Here is a 17793-nt window from a genome sequence, read left to right on the forward strand (position 1 = left end):
CGGGCAACGACAGGGTGCTGAACCTCGAACGGCGGCCGAGCATGGCTGTATGTCCTCACTCAGGGTGTCCACGCCCTGGTTCGACGAGACCGGCGGTGAGAGTTCCTGGCTCCCGGGGTGTGCCCACCCCGGTGACAGTGGCGGGACCGCGCCGGATTCGCACCGGCTTCCTCTCCTGCCGCCGTACATGGCTCCGGAAGTCCACCACGGGCCCGGAAGGGCCGTCAACTTGCTGTTGACCTGCAACAGGAGAGTGTGCAGAAACCCACACCGCCGGCGCGGGGACGCGCGGGTGGCAGCCACAGGTCCGGGAGCCCCCGACCAGGGCGTCCGCCGGACCCGGCCCGCGCCGGTCGGACGCCCGGACGCGGACGTGCGTCCGCCCTGCCGGGGCCGGTGACCGGCTCCGGCAGGGCGGACGGCAGGTGTCGTGCGCGTCAGGCGACGATCAGCGAGATCCCGTAGGCCACCGCGGCCGCGCAGGCCGCGAAGCACGCGTACGCGCCCGTCACCGCGAGCACGGCCGGATCTCCCTGTTCGGCGGCCCGCTCACGGCGCGACAGGCCCATGATGCCGAGGGTGAACAGGGCGACGAGAGCCACGGTGACCACGAGGCTGACGCCGAAGACGGAGCCCAGGGCTGCCCAGTCGATCTTCATGGTGATGCTTCCTTCGTAACCGGGTGGGCGGGGCTCAGACGGCGGTCGCGGCCGGCGGGGCCGCCTGGTCGACGGTGAGGTCGTCCGGCACCGTGCCCGTGGGGGGCGGGGTGACCATGACGATCGCCGTGGTCACGACACCGGCCGGCTCCTCGTCGTGGTTGACGTTGGTGTGGTCGACGACCTCCCGGCGGGAGATCTTCCAGATCGCCGCGCTGGAGGCGACGAGGAAGACGGCGACGACGGCCGTGCCCCAGTCGCCGAAGCCGGTGACGTACTCGGCGACCGCGCCGACGAGGGCCGCCGCCGGCAGCGTCAGGCCCCAGGCGACGAACATGCGGGTGGCCGTCGACCAGCGGACGACACCGCCCTTGCGGCCGAGGCCCGTACCCATCACCGAACCGGAGACCGCGTGCGTGGTGGAGAGGGAGAAGCCGAGGTGGGAGGAGGCGAGGATGACGGTGGCCGCGCTGGTCTGGGCGGCGAAGCCCTGCTGCGGCTGGAGGTCGGTCAGGCCCTTGCCCATGGTGCGGATGATGCGCCAGCCGCCGAGGTAGGTGCCGAGCGCGATGGCGAGGCCCGCGGAGAGGATCACCCACAGGGGCGGGTCGGAGTCGGGGGCGACGGCGCCGCCGGCGACCAGGGCGAGGGTGATGATGCCCATCGTCTTCTGCGCGTCGTTCGTGCCGTGCGCGAGGGAGACCAGGCCGGCGGAGGCGATCTGCCCGGCGCGGTACCCCTTCTGGGCCGCCTCGCCGTCGGCCTTCCTGCCCAGGGCGTACGACAGGCGGGTGGCGAGCATCGCGGCGATGCCCGCGACCAGCGGGGCCGCGACCGCGGGGATGAGGACCTTGGTGACGAGGGCGTCGCCGTGCACCGCGCCGACGCCGGCCGAGGCGACGGTGGCGCCGATCAGGCCGCCCATGAGGGCGTGGGAGGAACTGGAGGGGAGGCCCACGAGCCAGGTCAGCAGGTTCCAGAGGATCGCGCCGACCAGGGCGGCGAAAATGACCTCGGGACGGATGCCGGTCTCGTCGACGAGACCCTTGGAGATCGTGTTGGCGACCTCCACGGAGAGGAAGGCGCCCACAAGGTTCAGCACGGCGGACATGGCCACCGCGACCTTGGGCTTGAGTGCACCGGTGGTGATGGTGGTGGCCATCGCGTTGGCGGTGTCGTGGAAACCGTTCGTGAAATCGAACGCGAGTGCGGTCACGACCACAATCGCGAGGATCAGCGAGAAGCTTTCCATTTACCCAGGCAATCGTTCGAGCGTCATTGGCTGGATGAACGTAGGTAACCTGAGTGAACGGAAGGTGAACTGGGGCGGGCATCGTGATGACCGTGTCCGGCGGATCGCGCTCCGCCCCACCGCGACGACCCGGACGCCGCACGGCCGAAAGCCCCCGGCGAACCGCCCGGACCCGGCCGCGGAGCCGGGGAAGAGATGTCGGTCACCCGCCGTGCCGCCCTCCCGCCGCTCCTCCGCGGGAGGCTCGACGACGGCCGTCCGGCGGGCGGCGCCCCGCGCCGGACGGGCACCGGTCCCGAAGCGCCGCGCCGTCGGCCGCACCCCTGGCAGGATCGCGTCATGGCTGAGCAGCGACACGACGAGCGGGACCTCCGCGACGGCACGGACGGCACGGACGGCGCACCGGGCGAGGAGGCGGGGCGGGCCTGGGAGGCGCTCGTGGCGGCGGCCCGCCGCACCGTCGCCGACGGACTGGTCGTCGGCACCTCCGGCAACGTCTCCGTCCGGATCGGCGACACCGTGCTCGTCACCCCGTCCGGCGTGCCCTACGACCGCCTCGCGCCGGACGACATCACCGGCGTCGGCCTCGACGGCCGGCAGGTGCTCGGCACCCTGGCCCCGACCAGCGAGCTGCCCATGCACCTCGCGGTCTACCGGACCACCGACGCCCGCGCCGTCGTCCACACCCACGCCGTGCACGCCACGGCGGTCTCCACCCTGGTGACCGAACTCCCGCCCGTCCACTACATGACCGCCGCCCTCGGCGGCCCCGTCCGGGTCGCCCCCTACGCGACCTACGGCACCGACGAGCTGGCCGAGAACATGCTCCGCGCCCTCGCCGGCCGCTCCGGCTGCCTCCTGCAGAACCACGGCACCCTCACCCACGGCACCACCCTCGACCAGGCCTACGACCGCACCGCCCAGCTGGAGTGGATGTGCCGCCTGTGGCTGACGGCGTCGTCGGTACCCGGCCGGACCCCGACCGTGCTGACCGACGAACAGCTGGCCGAGGCGGGGGAGCGGCTGCGGGGATACGGGCAGCGGAGCTGAGCGCGGCCCCGCCCCGAGCGCGGCCGAGCGCGGCCCCGCCCCACCACTGGCCGGGACGGCCGCGGCACCGGACACTGGACGGGTGCGCACTGTCACCGCGACGGCCGCCGCCGTCACCGCAGCCCTGGCCGCCGGCGCCGTCGGTGTCGCCGCCGGCCGGCTCGCCAGCGACGCCGCCCTCAAGGCGCCGCCCGGCCGTCCCCTGCCCACCGAACCCCGGCTCACCGTGCACGCCACCGCCGCCGGCCAGATCGTGCTCACCCGCGACCTGGCGACCCTGCGCCCCGGCACCTACGGCCTCTCCGGCGACGGCTCCCACGCGGTCGTCGGCCCCGTCCTGACCACCGCGCCGCCCTCCGCCGACACCGTCGTCCGCCGCCTGGAACGGGTGACGCACGGCACGCTGAGCGCCGGCGACGCGGTGTGGCTCACGCCCAACCTGCACGTCGGCAACCCGAGCGGCGCGCTCGGCCTCGACCACGCCGACGTCGACGTCCCCGGCGAGCTCGGTCCGCTGCCCGCCTGGTTCGTCCCCGGCGCCCGCCGCACCTGGGTGATCGCCGTGCACGGCCTGGGCGCCACCCGGGAGCAGGCCCTGAACCTCGTCGGCTTCCTGCACCGCCGCCGCTTCCCGGTGCTGGCCCTGTCCTACCGCGGAGACCTCGGAGCGCCCCGCCCCCCGGACGGCCTGAACCACTTCGGCGAGGCCGAATGGCGTGACGTGGACGCGGCGATGCGGTACGCCGTCCGCTACGGCGCCGAACGCGTCGTCCTGCTCGGCTGGTCCACCGGCGCCACCATGGTCCTGCGCGCCGCCGTCCACTCGGGCCTGCGCGACCTCGTCTCGGGGCTCGTGCTGGACTCCCCGGTCCTCGACTGGCCGGCGACCCTGCGCGCCCTCGCCGCCGCCCGCCACACGCCGGGCGCGCTGCTGCCCCTGGCTGTCCGCGCGGCCCAGGGCCGCACGGGCCTGACCGCCGACCGCCGTGACGAGGCCGCGGACCTGAGGGTCCCGACCCTCCTCGTGCACGGCCCCGACGACGCGGTGGCCCCCTGGTCGGCCAGCCGCCGTCTCGCCGGCAGCCGCCCCGACCTGGTCACCCTCCACACCGTCCCCCAGGCGGCCCACGCCGCCATGTGGAACGCCGACCCCGACGCCTACGAGGAGGCCCTGCGACGCTTCCTGACACCCCTGATGTAACGCACGCCCCGGTACCGGGCGCGGAGGTTCCGTTTAAGCCCGTACCACTGGCCTGATCGCGCCTCCCCGCCCCTCTCCGCGCCCCGTGCGTTGGCCAGTCCGGTGGCCCGCCGTGACATTCCGTTTGGGTTTTCGGACCGTCAACCGGAAGACTGCACCCGTGACGTCCCGTATCCCGCGCGACTCCAGGCTTCGACTCGTCCGCCCACGACCCCTGGCCGCCGCCCCCACAGCTGTGAACGGACGGCGCCCGCGCCGCCCCGCGCCCCGCCCTCCGGAGGGCACCCCGGCCCCGGCGGAGCTGGCCGGAATCGCGCGCTCAGGACTGGCCGCGGCCGCCCGCGTCGCCCGCTGGGCCGACGCCGCCCTCGGCCCCGGCCGCGCCGGAGGGACCGACGACGGCAAGGCCACCCTCTCCGACGCGACCGCCGAACGGGCGGCCCGCGACCTCGGGCTGACCCCCGCCCAGGTCCGCGCGGACTGGGACACCGCCCGCCTCGCCGGTCTCATCGAGGTGCACGGCGACAGCGCCCGCCCCGGCTGGCGTCTGCGCGCCTGGGACCGGGACGACAGCGCCGTGCTGCGCGGCTGGGTCGCCCTCTTCGACGCCTGGTCCCTCGCCACCCCGGAACCCGCGGACCAGGAACCCGCCGCGGTCGCCGAGGTCGTCTCGGCCATGCCCCAGGTGCTCTCCTTCCTCCAGCTGTCCGCCGGCCCCGTCCCCGTGGAGCAGCTCCTCGACCTCCTGCGCCAGCGCGTCACCGAACTGCGCACCGAGCGCTGCGAGGTCTCCTACGGCCCCGAGGCCGGCACCGCGAGCCCCGAGACCCCGGCCCCCTCCGCCGACGCCGACCCGGCGGAGCCCGCCCAGGCCCGCGAGCTCGCCCCCCTCCTCGACTGGGCCCTGGGCGCCCTCGCCTCCGTGGGCGCGCTCACCTGCGACGACGCCCAGGCCACGCTCACCCCCCTGGGCAGCTGGGCGGTCTGGGTCAAGCTGGAGCAGATCTGCGTCGCCGCGCAGAGTCCCGCCGGCAACATCGAGGTCTCCGCCGAGGAGATGCTCCGCGGCTGTGCCCAGCTCCGCCCGAACGCGGCCCGCGCCGAGTACCGCGCCTGGCTCGCCGCCCGGCCCGTCGGCAGCGCCGTCACCGAGCTGCTGTCGGCCGCCCGGGGCGAGGACGCCCTGCTGCGCGGCCTCGCCTTCGAGGCCCTGCGCGTCGTCGGCGCCCCCGCCGAGCCGGACGTCCACGCCGTCGTCGAGGAGCCCGCCCTGCGGCCGTACGCCCTGCTCTGGCTGGCCGAGCACGACGGCGCGGACCCCGAGGACGCGCACGAGGTGCTCACCCGGGAGGAGGCCACCTGGCTGTGGGTCGACACCGCCGCGGCCGTCGCCGACCACGGCGAGGCGCCGATGCTGGTGCGGCACCTGGAGTCCGCGGTGCAGCCGACGGTCCCCGCGCTCCTGGACGAGGTGCGCGCCGTGGGCCACCCGCGCACGGTGCAGGTCCTGGTCGCGCTCGCCGCCGCGCACCCCGACCCGGCGCTGGCCAAGGCCGTCCGCCGGGCCGCCTTCCAGGTCCACACCGGGGGCAGCTGACCTCCCGGGACGGGCGCGGGGAGGGCGGTCAGCCCTGTATCTCGGGCGCGTACGTGCCGAAGCTCCAGACGTTGCCCTCGGCGTCCCGGGCCATGTAGTCCCGGGAGCCGTAGTCCTGGTCCGTCGGGGGCATCAGGATCTCCGCGCCGTGCTCCACGGCCCGCCGGTGGTGGGCGTCGACGTCGTCCACGACGACGTACACCCCGGCCGGGCCGGCGTCCTTCATCGCGCTGTCGAAGACCCCGCCGCGGCCCTTCGAGCCCAGCATCACCGCGCCGCCGCCCTGCGCCAGTTCGGCGTGCAGCACGGTGCCGTCCTCGCCCTCGTACACCGACAGCTCGGTGAACCCGAAGGCCTCCGTGAGCTGGCGGACCGCGGCCTTCGCGTCGCGGTACAGCACCGTCGGGAAGACGCTCGGACGTCCGCCGTTCGTCCCTGCCATGCCGATCACTCCCTCGTGATCCCTGCCGGAAAGGTCATCCGCCGCCCAGTGTGGCAGCCGTCACTGACAACGCCCCCTGATGACGCCCTCCCCGGCGGTTTTCCCCGGTGGGACGCGGAGATCGGACGTCCGCGCGCAGAAAAAGTGGTTGCACGGCCCCGTTAGACTGGCCCCATGGCCATTCTCCTCGCGCATTAGACGGCGGGAACGTCCTCAGCCGCCCATCCCGCCACCGACCCCGCACAGGAGTCTGACCGTGATCTCCGCCTCCGGCATCGAGCTGCGCGCCGGTGCCCGCATCCTCATCGAGAACGCTTCCTTCCGCGTCGCCAAGGGCGACCGCATCGGCCTGGTCGGCCGCAACGGCGCCGGCAAGACGACGCTGACCAAGGTCCTGGCCGGCGAGGGCATCCCGGCCGGCGGCACCGTCACCCGCTCCGGCGAGGTCGGCTACCTCCCGCAGGACCCCCGCACCGGCGACCTCGACGTCCTCGCCCGCGACCGCGTCCTCTCCGCGCGCGGCCTGGACGTCCTGATCCGCAAGATGCGGGAGAACGAGCAGCGGATCGCCAACGGCCAGGGCGCCACCCGGGAGAAGGCCCTCAAGCAGTACGAGCGCCAGGAGACGGAGTTCCTCACCAAGGGCGGGTACGCCGCCGAGGCCGAGGCCGCCACCATCGCCGCCGCGCTCAACCTGCCCGACCGCGTGCTCGGCCAGCCGCTGCACACGCTCTCCGGCGGCCAGCGCCGCCGCGTGGAGCTGGCCCGCATCCTGTTCTCCGACGCGGACACGCTCCTGCTCGACGAGCCGACGAACCACCTCGACGCCGACTCGATCATCTGGTTGCGGGACTACCTCAAGACCTACCGCGGCGGCTTCATCGTCATCTCCCACGACGTCGACCTGGTCGAGACGGTCGTCAACAAGGTCTTCTACCTGGACGCCAACCGCTCCCAGATCGACATCTACAACATGGGCTGGAAGCTGTACCAGCAGCAGCGCGAGGCGGACGAGAAGCGCCGCAAGCGCGAGCGGCAGAACGCCGAGAAGAAGGCCGCCGCCCTGCACTCGCAGGCCGACAAGATGCGCGCCAAGGCCACCAAGACGGTCGCCGCCCAGAACATGGCCAAGCGGGCCGACCGGCTGCTCGCCGGACTCGAGGCCGTACGGGCCTCCGACAAGGTCGCCAAGCTCCGCTTCCCGGAGCCCGCGCCCTGCGGGAAGACCCCGCTGACGGCCGAGGGCCTGTCGAAGTCGTACGGCTCGCTGGAGATCTTCACCGACGTCGACCTGGCCATCGACAAGGGCTCCCGCGTCGTCATCCTCGGTCTCAACGGCGCCGGCAAGACCACGTTGCTGCGCCTGCTCGGCGGCGTGGAGAAGCCCGACACCGGCGAGGTGCGCCCCGGCCACGGCCTCAAGCTCGGCTACTACGCCCAGGAGCACGAGACCCTCGACCCCGAGCGCTCGGTCCTGGAGAACATGCGCTCCGCCGCCCCCGACATGGACCTGGTCGAGGTCCGCAAGGTGCTCGGTTCGTTCCTGTTCTCCGGCGACGACGTCGACAAGCCGGCCGGTGTCCTCTCCGGCGGTGAGAAGACCCGTCTCGCGCTCGCCACCCTGGTGGTCTCCTCGGCCAACGTGCTGCTGCTCGACGAGCCGACGAACAACCTCGACCCGGCCAGCCGCGAGGAGATCCTCGGCGCGCTGCGCACCTACAAGGGCGCGGTCGTCCTGGTGACCCACGACGAGGGCGCCGTCGAGGCGCTGCAGCCCGAGCGGATCATCCTGCTGCCCGACGGCGTCGAGGACCTGTGGGGCTCCGACTACGCGGATCTCGTCGCCCTGGCTTGATCGAATGAGTGATCCACGGCGTATGGATCATTCGGCCCACCGGTGATCCCCCATCTGTGTGAGATCTCCTCGTATCGAGGTGTGTCCTACATTCATTTCGCGGCCGGCCCCCTCGTCGACGGGGGGCCGGCCGCGACGCGTTGCTGACCTGCTGATTCCCGGAAGAACCCGTTCGGCCGTACGAACGCATGTGGCGGGAATAACAGATTCCGCTTGTGGGGACGTGCTCCTGTCGTCACGACCCTGTCGCACGGACCTTGCCGAATGGGTGGCCATCGGGGCCCGGAGGGGTGATCATGAGGAGACCAGAGCGCACTTCCCATGAGGAGGCACGGGTGGCCGAGACTCTGAAGAAGGGCAGCCGGGTGACCGGCGCCGCGCGCGACAAGCTCGCGGCAGACCTGAAGAAGAAGTACGACTCCGGTGCGAGCATCCGGGCACTGGCCGAGGAGACCGGCCGCTCGTATGGCTTCGTACACCGGATGCTCAGTGAGTCGGGCGTCACGCTCCGTGGGCGTGGCGGGGCGACGCGGGGAAAGAAGGCCGCTTCGTCCTGACCAGGGCGGCTCACCGGCTCCGATGGTTGCCGGCCGGCCGGTCTCCCCCCGGACCCCGTGAGGGCCCCGGGGGGAGACCGGGCCGACCGGATGGTTACTGTGCAGTCACTTGGCAACGCTCGCAGCATTCGCTCTGCTGACCGCACCCATCGGAGGCGCCCCATGGCTTCGCCCGACCAGGAACTCGTTCCCCTGCTCGACAAGGACGGCGTACGGCTCACCGTCGACGACGCGCTCGCCACGGTGACGCTGACCAACCCGGCCAAGCGCAACGCGCAGAGCCCCGCGATGTGGCGCGCGCTCGCCGAAGCCGGGCGCCTGCTGCCGGGCTCCGTCCGTGTGGTCGTGCTGCGCGGCGAGGGCCGGTCCTTCTCCGCCGGCCTCGACCGGCAGATGTTCACGCCCGAGGGGATCGAGGGCGAGCCGTCCTTCATCGACCTCGCGCGCAGTGGCGACGCCGAACTCGACGCCGCCATCGCCGGGTTCCAGGACGCCTTCACCTGGTGGCGACGGAACGACCTCGTGTCCGTGGCCGCCGTCCAGGGCCACGCCATCGGCGCGGGCTTCCAGCTCGCACTCGCCTGCGACCTGCGCGTCGTCGCCGACGACGTGCAGTTCGCGATGCGCGAGACCAGCCTCGGCCTGGTACCGGACCTCACCGGCACGCATCCCCTCGTCTCCCTGGTCGGCTACGGCCGCGCCGTCGAGATCTGCCTGACCGGCCGGTTCGTCCACGCCGAGGAGGCGGTGAGCTCCGGGCTCGCCAACATCGCCGTGCCCGCGGCCGACCTGGACGCGACCGTGCGGGAACTGGCCGCGGCGATCCTGGCCGCGCCCCGGGACGCCGCCGTCGAGACCAAGGCGCTGCTGCGCGGCGCGGCCGACCGCACCTACGACGAGCAGCGTGCCGCCGAACGCGCCGCCCAGGCGCGCCGGTTGCGCGACCTCGCCGGCGTGGGCGAGTGAGCGTTCAGCCCACCGCCGTCACCAGCACCGCCACCGTCGGCTGATCCGGCACCGCGTCCGCCACCGCGACCCGGACCGCCCGGGCGACATCCAGCGCCCGGTGGTCCGCGTCCACGGCGATCTCCACGCGCGCGTGCCGGCGCGGCAGGGCGGCCGCCCCGCCCGGCCGTTCGTCCAGGTGCACCGCCCGTCCGAGGACGGCGGTCAGCCCGGTCACGCCCGGCACGGACAGAGCCGCGGCGGCCGCCCCCGCCTCGTCCCCCTCCCGTGGCGCCCCGGACGGCCGCGGGGCCCGCACGTCCCGCGGTTCCGCCTCCCCGGCGTCCTCCTCCAGGAGCGCGGTCACCCGCAGATCGACCTCCGTCACCACCAGCCCGAGCCGCTCCGCCGCGGCCGCCGCCAGCGCCGCGCGCAGCCGGGCCACCGTCGCCGGCAACGGCTGCGAGGCCGTCGCCGCGCAGTCCGCCGTCACCCGCAACGGCCCCGGCGGCAGAGCGCTCGGCGGCGCCGGCACGACTGGCCGGTGCCCGCCCTCCGGCTCGGCCGGCGCGATCCGCAGCGGGCCCAGACGCACCTCCCGCAGTCCGCCGGCAGCCCGCCGCAGCACCGCTTCCGCCGCGCTCTCCGTGATCCAGGCGCCGTCCCGCGGCCCGCCCAGGGGAAGCAGTCTGCCCAGGCCCAGCTGATCCCGTACCGCCCGAGTCCATCCGTCCGCCGTCATTCCTCCAGCCTGCCGCATCCCCAGGGCGCGACCGGGGAACCGCGCTTACCGTGGTCGAAGGACGACAACCGAAAAGGACGTACGGTGATGAGCGAGACATCGGAACAGATCCGGACGCAGACCGCGGAGGCGGGCACGGAGCCGGTGCAGACCCGTAAGGCCACCCGGCGCGGCGGCGGCGACCCGGCGAGCCGCGGGCGCACCACCATCGCCGACGGAGTCGTGGAGAAGATCGCCGGTCTGGCGGCCCGGGACGTCCTCGGCGTCCACGCGATGGGCAGCGGGATCAGCCGCACCTTCGGCGCCGTACGGGACCGGGTGCCCGGCGGGAAGTCGGTCACCCGCGGCGTCAAGGCCGAGGTCGGCGAGGTGCAGACCGCGCTCGACCTGGAGATCGTCGTCGACTACGGCGTCTCCATCTCGGACGTCGCCCGCGACGTCCGGGAGAACGTGGTCGCGGCCGTGGAGCGGATGACCGGCCTCGAGGTCGTCGAGGTCAACATCGCGGTGAGCGACGTCAAACTGCCGGAGGAAGAGGAAGAGGAGCCGGAACCCCGGATCCAGTGACACGGCGTCCGGGCGACGGTGAGGGGAGCACACCTTGAGCATGGCCGTGGTCGGCATGATCGCCGGCATGGCGCTGGGCTTCGCCGGATACTTCGGCGGGTTCGGAGCCTTCCTGCTGGTGGCGGCGCTGGGCGCCGTCGGCTTCGTCGTCGGCCGGTTCCTGGAAGGGGACCTGGAGCTCGGCGACTTGTTCCGCGCACGTGGCGACCGGCGCCGGTGACGTCCGTGAGCGGGGGCATCGAGGCGCCCGGCCGCGGACCGGCCGCCGTCCCGCCCGGGGAGCGGGGGGCGACCCGGATCGCCGACCGGGTCGTCGCCAAGATCGCGGCACAGGCCGCGCGCGAGGCCGTGGGCTCCCTGCCGCCCGAGGCGGCGCGCCCGCACGCCACCGTCGTCGTCCACCCCCACGCCCGGCTTCCGGCGAGCGGGGGCGCCCCGGTCGAAGCCGCCCGCGTCAGCGTCCACCTCGAACTCGGCTACCCCACCGACATCGGCCCGCGCTGCCACGCGGTGCGTCGTCACGTCACCGAGCGGGTAAGCGCGTTGGCGGGAATGGAGGTGCCGGAGGTCTCCGTCCGGGTCGAACGGCTGCATCCGGCGCCGGCACACGGCGTGGCACACGGGAGGACGCGATGAGCGAGCCCGGGGGCTCCGAGGGCACCACACGGCGACTGCCCGTCCTGGAGCGGACCGCCCAGGACGAGCCGCGGGCCGAGACCGCCGTCCCCGTGGCGGACAACGGCCGCTTCTGGTCGGCGCGCCGCGTCCCGGCGGCCGTCGTCGCGCTCCTCCTGCTGGGCCTCGCGGGCGTCCTGCTGTACGACGTCGTCGCCGTCCGCGCCCACCGTCCCGCCCTGCGGGTGCGCCGCGAGCTGGCCCGCGCGCTGGCCGAACGGCCCCTGGACGACACCTGGGTGCTCGTCGGCGCGGGCGTCGCCGCCGCCCTCGGCCTGTGGCTGGTCGTCCTCGCCGTCACCCCGGGCCTGCGCGCCCTCCTGCCCATGCGGCGCACCCACCCCGACGTCCGCGCCGGCCTGCACCGCGGTGCCGCCGCGCTCGTGCTGCGCGACCGGGCCATGGAGGTCGCCGGGGTCCAGTCGGTACGGGTGCGCGCGGGCCGCCGCAGGGCCGACGTCCGCGCGGTCTCCCACTTCCGCGACCTGGACGACGTACGCGCCGACCTGGACGACGTGCTCGGCGACGCGGTCCGGGGCCTGGGGCTGGTCCGTCCGCCGGCGCTGTCGGTGCGGGTGCGCCGGCCCGGAAAGAAAGGGTGAGGACGATGCTCAGGGTGGTCGACCGCGTGGCACTGGGGCTCGTGGGCCTCGTCCTGGTCGTCGTCGGCGGCGCGGTGCTGGCCGTCGGGCTCGGCGTCTCCCCGCCCTCCTGGTGGATCCACGACGGCCCGCACGACGTCCTGCTCAGCACCGCCGAACGCACCCGCCTGCGCGACGAGACGTGGTGGTGGCCGACGGTGATCGCCGCCCTGGCGCTGCTCGCCGTGTGCGCCCTGTGGTGGCTGATCGCCGTGCTGCGCCGCCGCCGGCTGGGCGAGGTCCTGGTCGACACCGGCGACGGCGCGGGCGCCCTGCTCCGGGGCCGGGCCCTGGAGGGCGTCCTGGCCGCCGACGCGGCCCGCCCGGACGGCGTCTCCCACGCCCACGCCCGGCTGACCGGCCGCAGGGACGCCCCCCGGGCCCACGTGCGCCTCCTCCTGGAACCGCACGTGGACCCGGCGCAGGCCCTGGACCGGCTGACGACCGAGGCCCTGGCCCACGCGAGGGACTCGGCCGCGTTGCGGGAGCTCCCGGCCGAGGTCCGCCTCAGGACGGCCAAGCACAAGGCGGAACGGGTCAGTTGACCGGTCCGGGGGTCAGAACCCGTGCCGCATCCCGCCGTCGACCGGAACCATGATCCCGGTCAGGTAGGAGGCGCCCGGCGACAGCAGGAACGCCGCCACCCGCCCGAACTCCTCCGGCGCCCCGTACCGGCGCAGCGGGATCCGCGACTCGTTCGCGACCCGGGTGGCCACCGGGTCCGCCGACAAGCCGTCCAGCTCGCGCACGCGGTCCGTGTCGATCCGCGCCGGAAGCAGTCCCACCACCCGGATCCCCCGCGGCCCCAGCTCGTCCGCGAGCGACTTGGCGAACCCGGCGAGCCCGGGCCGCAGCCCGTTCGAGATCGTCAGCCCGGGGATCGGCTCGTGCACCGACCCGGACAGCACGAACCCGATGACACCGCCCGCCTCCAGCTCGGCGGCGGCCGCCCGCGCGAGCCGCACCGCGCCCAGGAACACCGACGCGAACGCCGTCTGCCACTGCTCGTCGGTGTTGTCGGCGACGAACCCCGGCGGCGGCCCGCCGACGCTGACGAGGATGCCGTCGAAGCCGCCGAAGTGCTCGCGCGCGGCGGCGATCAGCCGCGCGGGCGCCTCGGGGTCGGAGTTGTCGACGGCGACCCCGACGGCGTTCGGTCCCAGCTCCTTCGCCGCGTCGGCGGCGCGCTGCTCGTCCCGACCGGTGACGACCACCTTCGCGCCGTCCGCGACCAGCTCGCGCGCGGCGGCGTTGCCGAGGCCGCGGGTGGCCCCGGTGACGACGTACACCCGGTCCTTCAGTCCAAGATCCATGGCCCCTATCCTGCCTCCTCGCCGTCGAACAGCGTGAGAGCGGTGTTGACCAGGCCGATGTGGCTGAACGCCTGGGGGAAGTTGCCGAGGTGGCGGCCGCTCACCGGGTCGTACTCCTCCGCCAGCAGACCCACGTCGTTGGCCAGCCGGCACAGCCGGTCGAACAGCTCGCGCGCCTCGTCCGTGCGGCCCGTCATGTGCAGGGCGTCGGCCAGCCAGAACGAGCAGGCGAGGAAGGTGCCCTCGTCACCCGGCAGACCGTCGACCGTGCTGCCGTCGGTGCTGTAACGGCGGATCAGGCCGCCGTGGCCGAGCTCCTCGCGGACCGCGTCGACGGTGCCGGTCACCCGCGGGTCGTCGGGCGGCAGGAAGCCGACGCGCGGGATCAGCAGCAGCGAGGCGTCCAGGTCGCGGGAGCCGTAGTACTGGGTGAAGGTGTTGCGCCCGGGGTCGTAGCCCTTCTCGCACACCTCGCGGTGGACCTCGTCGCGCAGCGCCCGCCAGCCCTTCAGGTCGCCGTGCAGCTCCGGGTGTTCCTCCAGCGTGCGGACGGCCCGGTCGGCGGCCACCCACACCATCACCTTGGAGTGCACGAACTGGCGGCGGCCGCCGCGCACCTCCCACAGGCCCTCGTCCGGCTGCCGCCAGTTCTCGGTCAGCCACTTCATCAGCGCGCACTGCAGCGACCACATGTGCGGCCGGGGCGACATGCCCACGGCGCGGGCCAGCGCCAGCGAGTCCATGACCTCGCCGTAGACGTCCAGTTGGAGCTGGCTCACGGCGTCGTTGCCGATCCGCACGGGCCGCGAGCCCCGATGGCCGGACAGCCAGGGCAGCTCGCACTCGGGCAGCCGCCGCTCGCCCGCCAGCCCGTACATGATCTGCAGGTCCGCCGGGTCGCCCGCGACGGCGCGCAGCAGCCAGTTGCGCCACCCCTCGGCCTCCTCGTGGTACCCGGCCGCCAGCAGGGCGCCGAGGGTGAGGGTGGAGTCACGCAGCCAGCAGTAGCGGTAGTCCCAGTTGCGGACCCCGCCGATCTCCTCGGGCAGGGAGGTGGTGAGCGCGGCGACGATACCGCCGGTCGGTATGTAGGTGAGGGCCTTCAGCGTGATCAGGGAGCGCACGACGGCGTCCCGGTGGGGTCCGGTGTAGCGGCAGCGGGCCGACCAGGCCCGCCAGTCCTCGACGCTGGCCCGCAGCGCCTCGTACGGGTCGACGAGCGGCGGACGCGGGTGGTGGGAGGGGTGCCAGGTCAGCACGAACGCGACCGACTCGCCCTCGCCCACGGTGAACTCCGAGTGGGTGCCGAAGTCCTCGCCCCAGGTCCGCACCTCCGGTTCGCTGCGCAGCCACACCGCGTCCGGCCCGGCGATCGCCACCCGGTGGCCGTCGACCCGGCGCATCCACGGCACGACCCAGCCGTAGTCGAAGCGCAGCCGCAGCGTGGACCGGACGGTGACCCGGCCGCGCAGGCCCTCCACGACGCGCACGACGTCGGGGGCGCGGTCGCGCTGCGGCATCAGGTCGGTGACCCGGATCGCGCCCTCGTCCGTCTCCCACTCGGTGTCCAGGACGAGGGTGTCGCGGCGGTAGGCGCGGCGGGTGCAGGGGCCGTCGACGCCCCGGGGCGCGATGCGCCAGTGGCCGTTGTCCTCGTCGCCGAGGAGGCGGGCGAAGCAGGCGGCGGAGTCGAAGCGGGGCAGGCACAGCCAGTCGACGGAGCCGTCCACGCCGACCAGGGCGGCGGTCTGTTCGTCGCCGATGAGCGCGTAGTCCTCGATGCGGGGGTGCACGGGGTGCGGGTTCCCAACCGAACCGGGGCACAATCAGGGCGCGGCCGGGGGAGCGCGGCGCGGGGCTCCCGGCGGCCGCTACACCGCCGCCGGCTCCGCTTCTTCCGCCCGCTCCCGCTCCGCCGCCTGCGCCCGGTCGCGGCGTTCGCGGCGGGCCAGGATCACCCATCCGACGGGCACGCAGGCGGAGAACAGCCACCACTGGACGGCGTACGCGAAGTTCAGCGCCGCGTCCTCGTCGCCGGGCCTGCCGATCAGCTGAGGGGTGTCGCCCGTGGGCTCGGGCGCCGTCTGGACGATGTAACCGCCGAGCACCCGGGCGCCGAGGCGCTCCGCCTCCCGCTCGCTGTCGATCAGCATGACCTGCCGGTCCGGCAGCCCCTGGAGGTTCTTGATGCCGCTGGCCTCGGTCGTCTCGTCGGGCATCAGGCGCCCGGTGACGGTGATCGTGCCGGCGGGCGGCGCGGGGACCTTCGGGAACTCCGTCTGGCTCGGGCCGTCGGCGGGAATCCAGCCCCGGTTGACCAGCAGCACCTCGCCGTCCTTCAGGACGAACGGGGTGAGGACGTGGAAGCCGACCTCCTCGTCGGCGTTGACGCGCCGGCGGACGACGACTTCCCGCCCGGTGTCGAAGTGGCCCTCGGCGGTCACGGTGCGGTACCGCTCGTCCCTGGTGACGGTGTGTCCCGGGGACGTCAGCTCCTCCACCGGCACGGGCCGGGCGGTGAGCGCGTCGGAGACCAGCTGGTTCCGCGCGGTGCGCTCCTCGTAGCGGTGCATCTGCCAGAAACCCAGCCTGATCATCGTGGGGATGAGGAGGAGGGCGACCAGCGTGAGGATCACCCACTGCCGGGACAACAGGAAGCGGTACACCCCACGACCGTACCTCTCGGACCGCGGGGTGCGTCCGGCAGGGGGCGCTTCCGGTGCGCCGCCGGGCGGGTGCGGGGGCCGCTTCCGGCGGGCGCGCCGCCGGCCTGCCGCGTGCGCGGTGGGGAGCGCTCAGACGCGGTCGACGATGCCCACCTTCCCCTCCGCCCGTGCGCAGTGGGCGCCGCAGTACCAGTGGCCCTCGACCTCGACGCCCTGGCCGATGACCTGCACACGGCAGTGCTCGCAGATCGGGGCCATGCGGTGGATCGCGCAGGCGAAGCAGTCGAAGACGTGCACCGAGCCCTGCGCGTGCACCTCGAAGGTCATTCCGTAGTTGTTTCCGCAAACCTCACATGTCGCCATGCGCCACAGGGTGAGCGGTCGCGGCGGCGCGGGCGAGCGGGCGACGGGCGAGTCGCGCGGCAATCACCCGGACGTACGGGTCACTCGCCGACGGCTTCCGCACCCCTCGCCGCGGACCTCGCGCCTCCGGCCGGGGGCCTCTCGTCGCCCGCCGCGGGCTCGACGTCCCGCAGGAGCTGGCCGAAGGCGGCCTCGTCGACGATCGGCGTGCCGAACTGCCGCGCCTTGACCACCTTCGACGTCCCCGCGTCCGGGTCGTTGGTGACGAGCAGGCTGGTCAGCCGCGACAGGCTCGTCGCCACGTGCAGCCCCGCCTCGGTCGCGCGGTCCTCCAGCAGTTCGCGCTCGACCGACGTGTCTCCCGAGAAGGCCACCCGCATGCCCTGTCTGAGCCTTTTGCCCTCTTCGAACCGGCCCGGGTTGGGGTAGGGGCAGGCGGGCCGTCTGCGGGAGGGGCGCCAGCTGTTGGGCCGGTAGCCGCCGGGTCCGCCCGCCTGCTGACCGATCCGGGGCGCGGGCCGGTCCTGCCACTCCGTCAGCGGCCGGCACTCGTTCAGCGGCAGCCGTACGCCACCCGCCGCCGCGGCCCGCAGACTGGGCCGGAACGCCTCCGCCAGCACGCGCGCGTCGTCGAGGGCGTGGTGCGCCCGCCGCTGGACGACGCCGAAGTGGGCCGCGAGCGACTCCAGCTTGTGGTTGGGCAGGGGCAGGCCCAGCTCCTTGGAGAGCGCGATGGTGCACAGCCGCTGCTTCACCGGGGCCTCGCGCTCCGCGCGCGCGTACTCCCGCGCGATCATCTGCCAGTCGAAGACGGCGTTGTGCGCGACGAGCACCCGGCCCGCGAGCCGGGCCGCGAACTCCTCGGCCACCTCGCGGAAGAGGGGCGCACCCTCCAGGACCTCGCTCGTCAGACCGTGGATCCACACCGGGCCCGGGTCGCGCTCCGGATTGACCAGCGTGTACCAGTGGTCCTCGACCTCGCCGCGCGCGTCCAGCCGGTACACGGCGGCGGAGACGATCCGGTCGTCGCGGGCCAGGCCGGTGGTCTCCACGTCAACGACCGCGTACCCCTGGGGATAGGCGGCCGGCCACTCCGTGGGGGAGGACGCTGTGGTCGTGCGGTCTTCGAGCATGGTCCCTGAGGATACGGGCCGCCACTGACAGCCCGCGCACGCGTCCCGGCGCGGCCGCCCGCACGGGCCACGCGCGCGCAGGGGGGCGAAGCCGGACGGAAGGGGCCCGGGCGTTCGGCGGTGCGGCGGCCCGGT

Annotated in this window: 20 protein-coding genes and 1 riboswitch; of the genes, 11 read left to right on the top strand and 9 right to left on the bottom strand. The window is 74.2% G+C overall.

Features of this window, described 5'->3' with window-relative positions; all coding sequences use genetic code 11:
• Positions 1-99 precede the first annotated feature (99 nt).
• Positions 100-174, bottom strand: a riboswitch (cobalamin riboswitch).
• A 263-nt stretch (positions 175-437) separates the two neighbouring features.
• Positions 438-659 carry a hypothetical protein gene (locus ACH4F6_RS26455; protein WP_397962826.1) on the bottom strand — a complete coding sequence of 74 codons (222 nt, stop codon included), beginning with the start codon at positions 657-659 and terminating at the stop codon, positions 438-440.
• Between the two features lie 34 nt (positions 660-693).
• Positions 694-1911 (bottom strand): anion permease, encoded by a 1218-nt coding sequence (locus ACH4F6_RS26460; protein WP_397962827.1) that lies wholly within the window; start codon positions 1909-1911, stop codon positions 694-696.
• A 339-nt stretch (positions 1912-2250) separates the two neighbouring features.
• On the opposite strand from ACH4F6_RS26460, the gene ACH4F6_RS26465 reads away from it, so the two are divergent.
• The 3 genes from ACH4F6_RS26465 to ACH4F6_RS26475 all read left to right on the top strand — a co-directional run bounded on the left by ACH4F6_RS26465 (position 2251) and on the right by ACH4F6_RS26475 (position 5759).
• The gene (locus ACH4F6_RS26465; protein ID WP_397962828.1) at positions 2251-2961 is read left to right on the top strand and encodes a class II aldolase/adducin family protein; all 711 of its coding nucleotides are present in this window, start codon (positions 2251-2253) and stop codon (positions 2959-2961) included.
• An 82-nt stretch (positions 2962-3043) separates the two neighbouring features.
• Positions 3044-4162, top strand: coding sequence for an alpha/beta hydrolase (locus ACH4F6_RS26470; RefSeq protein WP_397962829.1), 1119 nt, complete (start codon positions 3044-3046; stop codon positions 4160-4162).
• A gap of 160 nt (positions 4163-4322) precedes the next feature.
• Positions 4323-5759, top strand: a complete 1437-nt coding sequence (locus ACH4F6_RS26475; protein WP_397962830.1) for a hypothetical protein — start codon at positions 4323-4325, stop codon at positions 5757-5759.
• 28 nt (positions 5760-5787) lie between these two features.
• On the opposite strand, the gene ACH4F6_RS26480 is transcribed toward ACH4F6_RS26475, so the two are convergent.
• Entirely contained in the window at positions 5788-6201 is a 414-nt protein-coding gene (locus ACH4F6_RS26480) for a VOC family protein (RefSeq protein ID WP_397962831.1), read from the bottom strand.
• 256 nt (positions 6202-6457) lie between these two features.
• Between ACH4F6_RS26480 and ACH4F6_RS26485 the strand changes: the two genes are divergently transcribed.
• From ACH4F6_RS26485 to ACH4F6_RS26495, 3 genes are all read left to right on the top strand, one after another.
• Entirely contained in the window at positions 6458-8056 is a 1599-nt protein-coding gene (locus tag ACH4F6_RS26485) for an ABC-F family ATP-binding cassette domain-containing protein (RefSeq protein ID WP_397962832.1), read from the top strand.
• Positions 8057-8391: 335 nt separating this feature from the next.
• Positions 8392-8613 (top strand): helix-turn-helix domain-containing protein, encoded by a 222-nt coding sequence (locus tag ACH4F6_RS26490; RefSeq protein ID WP_004002281.1) that lies wholly within the window; start codon positions 8392-8394, stop codon positions 8611-8613.
• A gap of 162 nt (positions 8614-8775) precedes the next feature.
• Entirely contained in the window at positions 8776-9579 is an 804-nt protein-coding gene (locus ACH4F6_RS26495) for an enoyl-CoA hydratase/isomerase family protein (protein WP_397962833.1), read from the top strand.
• 4 nt (positions 9580-9583) lie between these two features.
• On the opposite strand, the gene ACH4F6_RS26500 is transcribed toward ACH4F6_RS26495, so the two are convergent.
• Positions 9584-10300: a nucleopolyhedrovirus P10 family protein gene (locus ACH4F6_RS26500; RefSeq protein WP_397962834.1), complete on the bottom strand. Its 717-nt coding sequence runs from the start codon at positions 10298-10300 to the stop codon at positions 9584-9586.
• 87 nt (positions 10301-10387) lie between these two features.
• Between ACH4F6_RS26500 and ACH4F6_RS26505 the strand changes: the two genes are divergently transcribed.
• From ACH4F6_RS26505 to amaP, 5 genes are read left to right on the top strand one after another with little or no spacing between them, the layout of a single operon-like run.
• A complete protein-coding gene (locus ACH4F6_RS26505; RefSeq protein ID WP_397962835.1) occupies positions 10388-10867 on the top strand; it encodes an Asp23/Gls24 family envelope stress response protein in 480 nt (159 codons plus the stop codon).
• A gap of 34 nt (positions 10868-10901) precedes the next feature.
• Positions 10902-11087: a hypothetical protein gene (locus ACH4F6_RS26510; protein WP_397962836.1), complete on the top strand. Its 186-nt coding sequence runs from the start codon at positions 10902-10904 to the stop codon at positions 11085-11087.
• The gene (locus ACH4F6_RS26515; RefSeq protein WP_397962837.1) at positions 11084-11503 is read left to right on the top strand and encodes an Asp23/Gls24 family envelope stress response protein; all 420 of its coding nucleotides are present in this window, start codon (positions 11084-11086) and stop codon (positions 11501-11503) included. The genes ACH4F6_RS26510 and ACH4F6_RS26515 overlap by 4 nt, the downstream gene beginning before the upstream one ends.
• Positions 11500-12144, top strand: coding sequence for a DUF6286 domain-containing protein (locus ACH4F6_RS26520; protein ID WP_397962838.1), 645 nt, complete (start codon positions 11500-11502; stop codon positions 12142-12144). The genes ACH4F6_RS26515 and ACH4F6_RS26520 overlap by 4 nt, the downstream gene beginning before the upstream one ends.
• Before the next feature lie 5 nt (positions 12145-12149).
• Positions 12150-12728: an alkaline shock response membrane anchor protein AmaP gene (amaP, locus tag ACH4F6_RS26525; RefSeq protein WP_397962839.1), complete on the top strand. Its 579-nt coding sequence runs from the start codon at positions 12150-12152 to the stop codon at positions 12726-12728.
• A gap of 12 nt (positions 12729-12740) precedes the next feature.
• Here amaP and ACH4F6_RS26530 read toward each other — a convergent pair whose 3' ends face one another.
• The 5 genes from ACH4F6_RS26530 to ACH4F6_RS26550 all read right to left on the bottom strand — a co-directional run bounded on the left by ACH4F6_RS26530 (position 12741) and on the right by ACH4F6_RS26550 (position 17658).
• A complete protein-coding gene (locus tag ACH4F6_RS26530; protein ID WP_397962840.1) occupies positions 12741-13496 on the bottom strand; it encodes an SDR family oxidoreductase in 756 nt (251 codons plus the stop codon).
• Positions 13497-13501: 5 nt separating this feature from the next.
• Positions 13502-15289 carry a glycoside hydrolase family 15 protein gene (locus ACH4F6_RS26535; RefSeq protein WP_397962841.1) on the bottom strand — a complete coding sequence of 596 codons (1788 nt, stop codon included), beginning with the start codon at positions 15287-15289 and terminating at the stop codon, positions 13502-13504.
• Positions 15290-15367: 78 nt separating this feature from the next.
• A complete protein-coding gene (locus ACH4F6_RS26540; RefSeq protein WP_397962842.1) occupies positions 15368-16162 on the bottom strand; it encodes an SURF1 family protein in 795 nt (264 codons plus the stop codon).
• Positions 16163-16291: 129 nt separating this feature from the next.
• On the bottom strand, positions 16292-16525 hold the full coding sequence (locus ACH4F6_RS26545) for a hypothetical protein (protein WP_397962843.1): 234 nt from the start codon (positions 16523-16525) through the stop codon (positions 16292-16294).
• Between the two features lie 80 nt (positions 16526-16605).
• Positions 16606-17658 (bottom strand): DEDDh family exonuclease, encoded by a 1053-nt coding sequence (locus ACH4F6_RS26550; RefSeq protein ID WP_397962844.1) that lies wholly within the window; start codon positions 17656-17658, stop codon positions 16606-16608.
• Positions 17659-17793: the final 135 nt, after the last annotated feature.

This window comes from Streptomyces sp. NPDC017936, assembly GCF_044328485.1.
Lineage (GTDB): Bacteria > Actinomycetota > Actinomycetes > Streptomycetales > Streptomycetaceae > Streptomyces.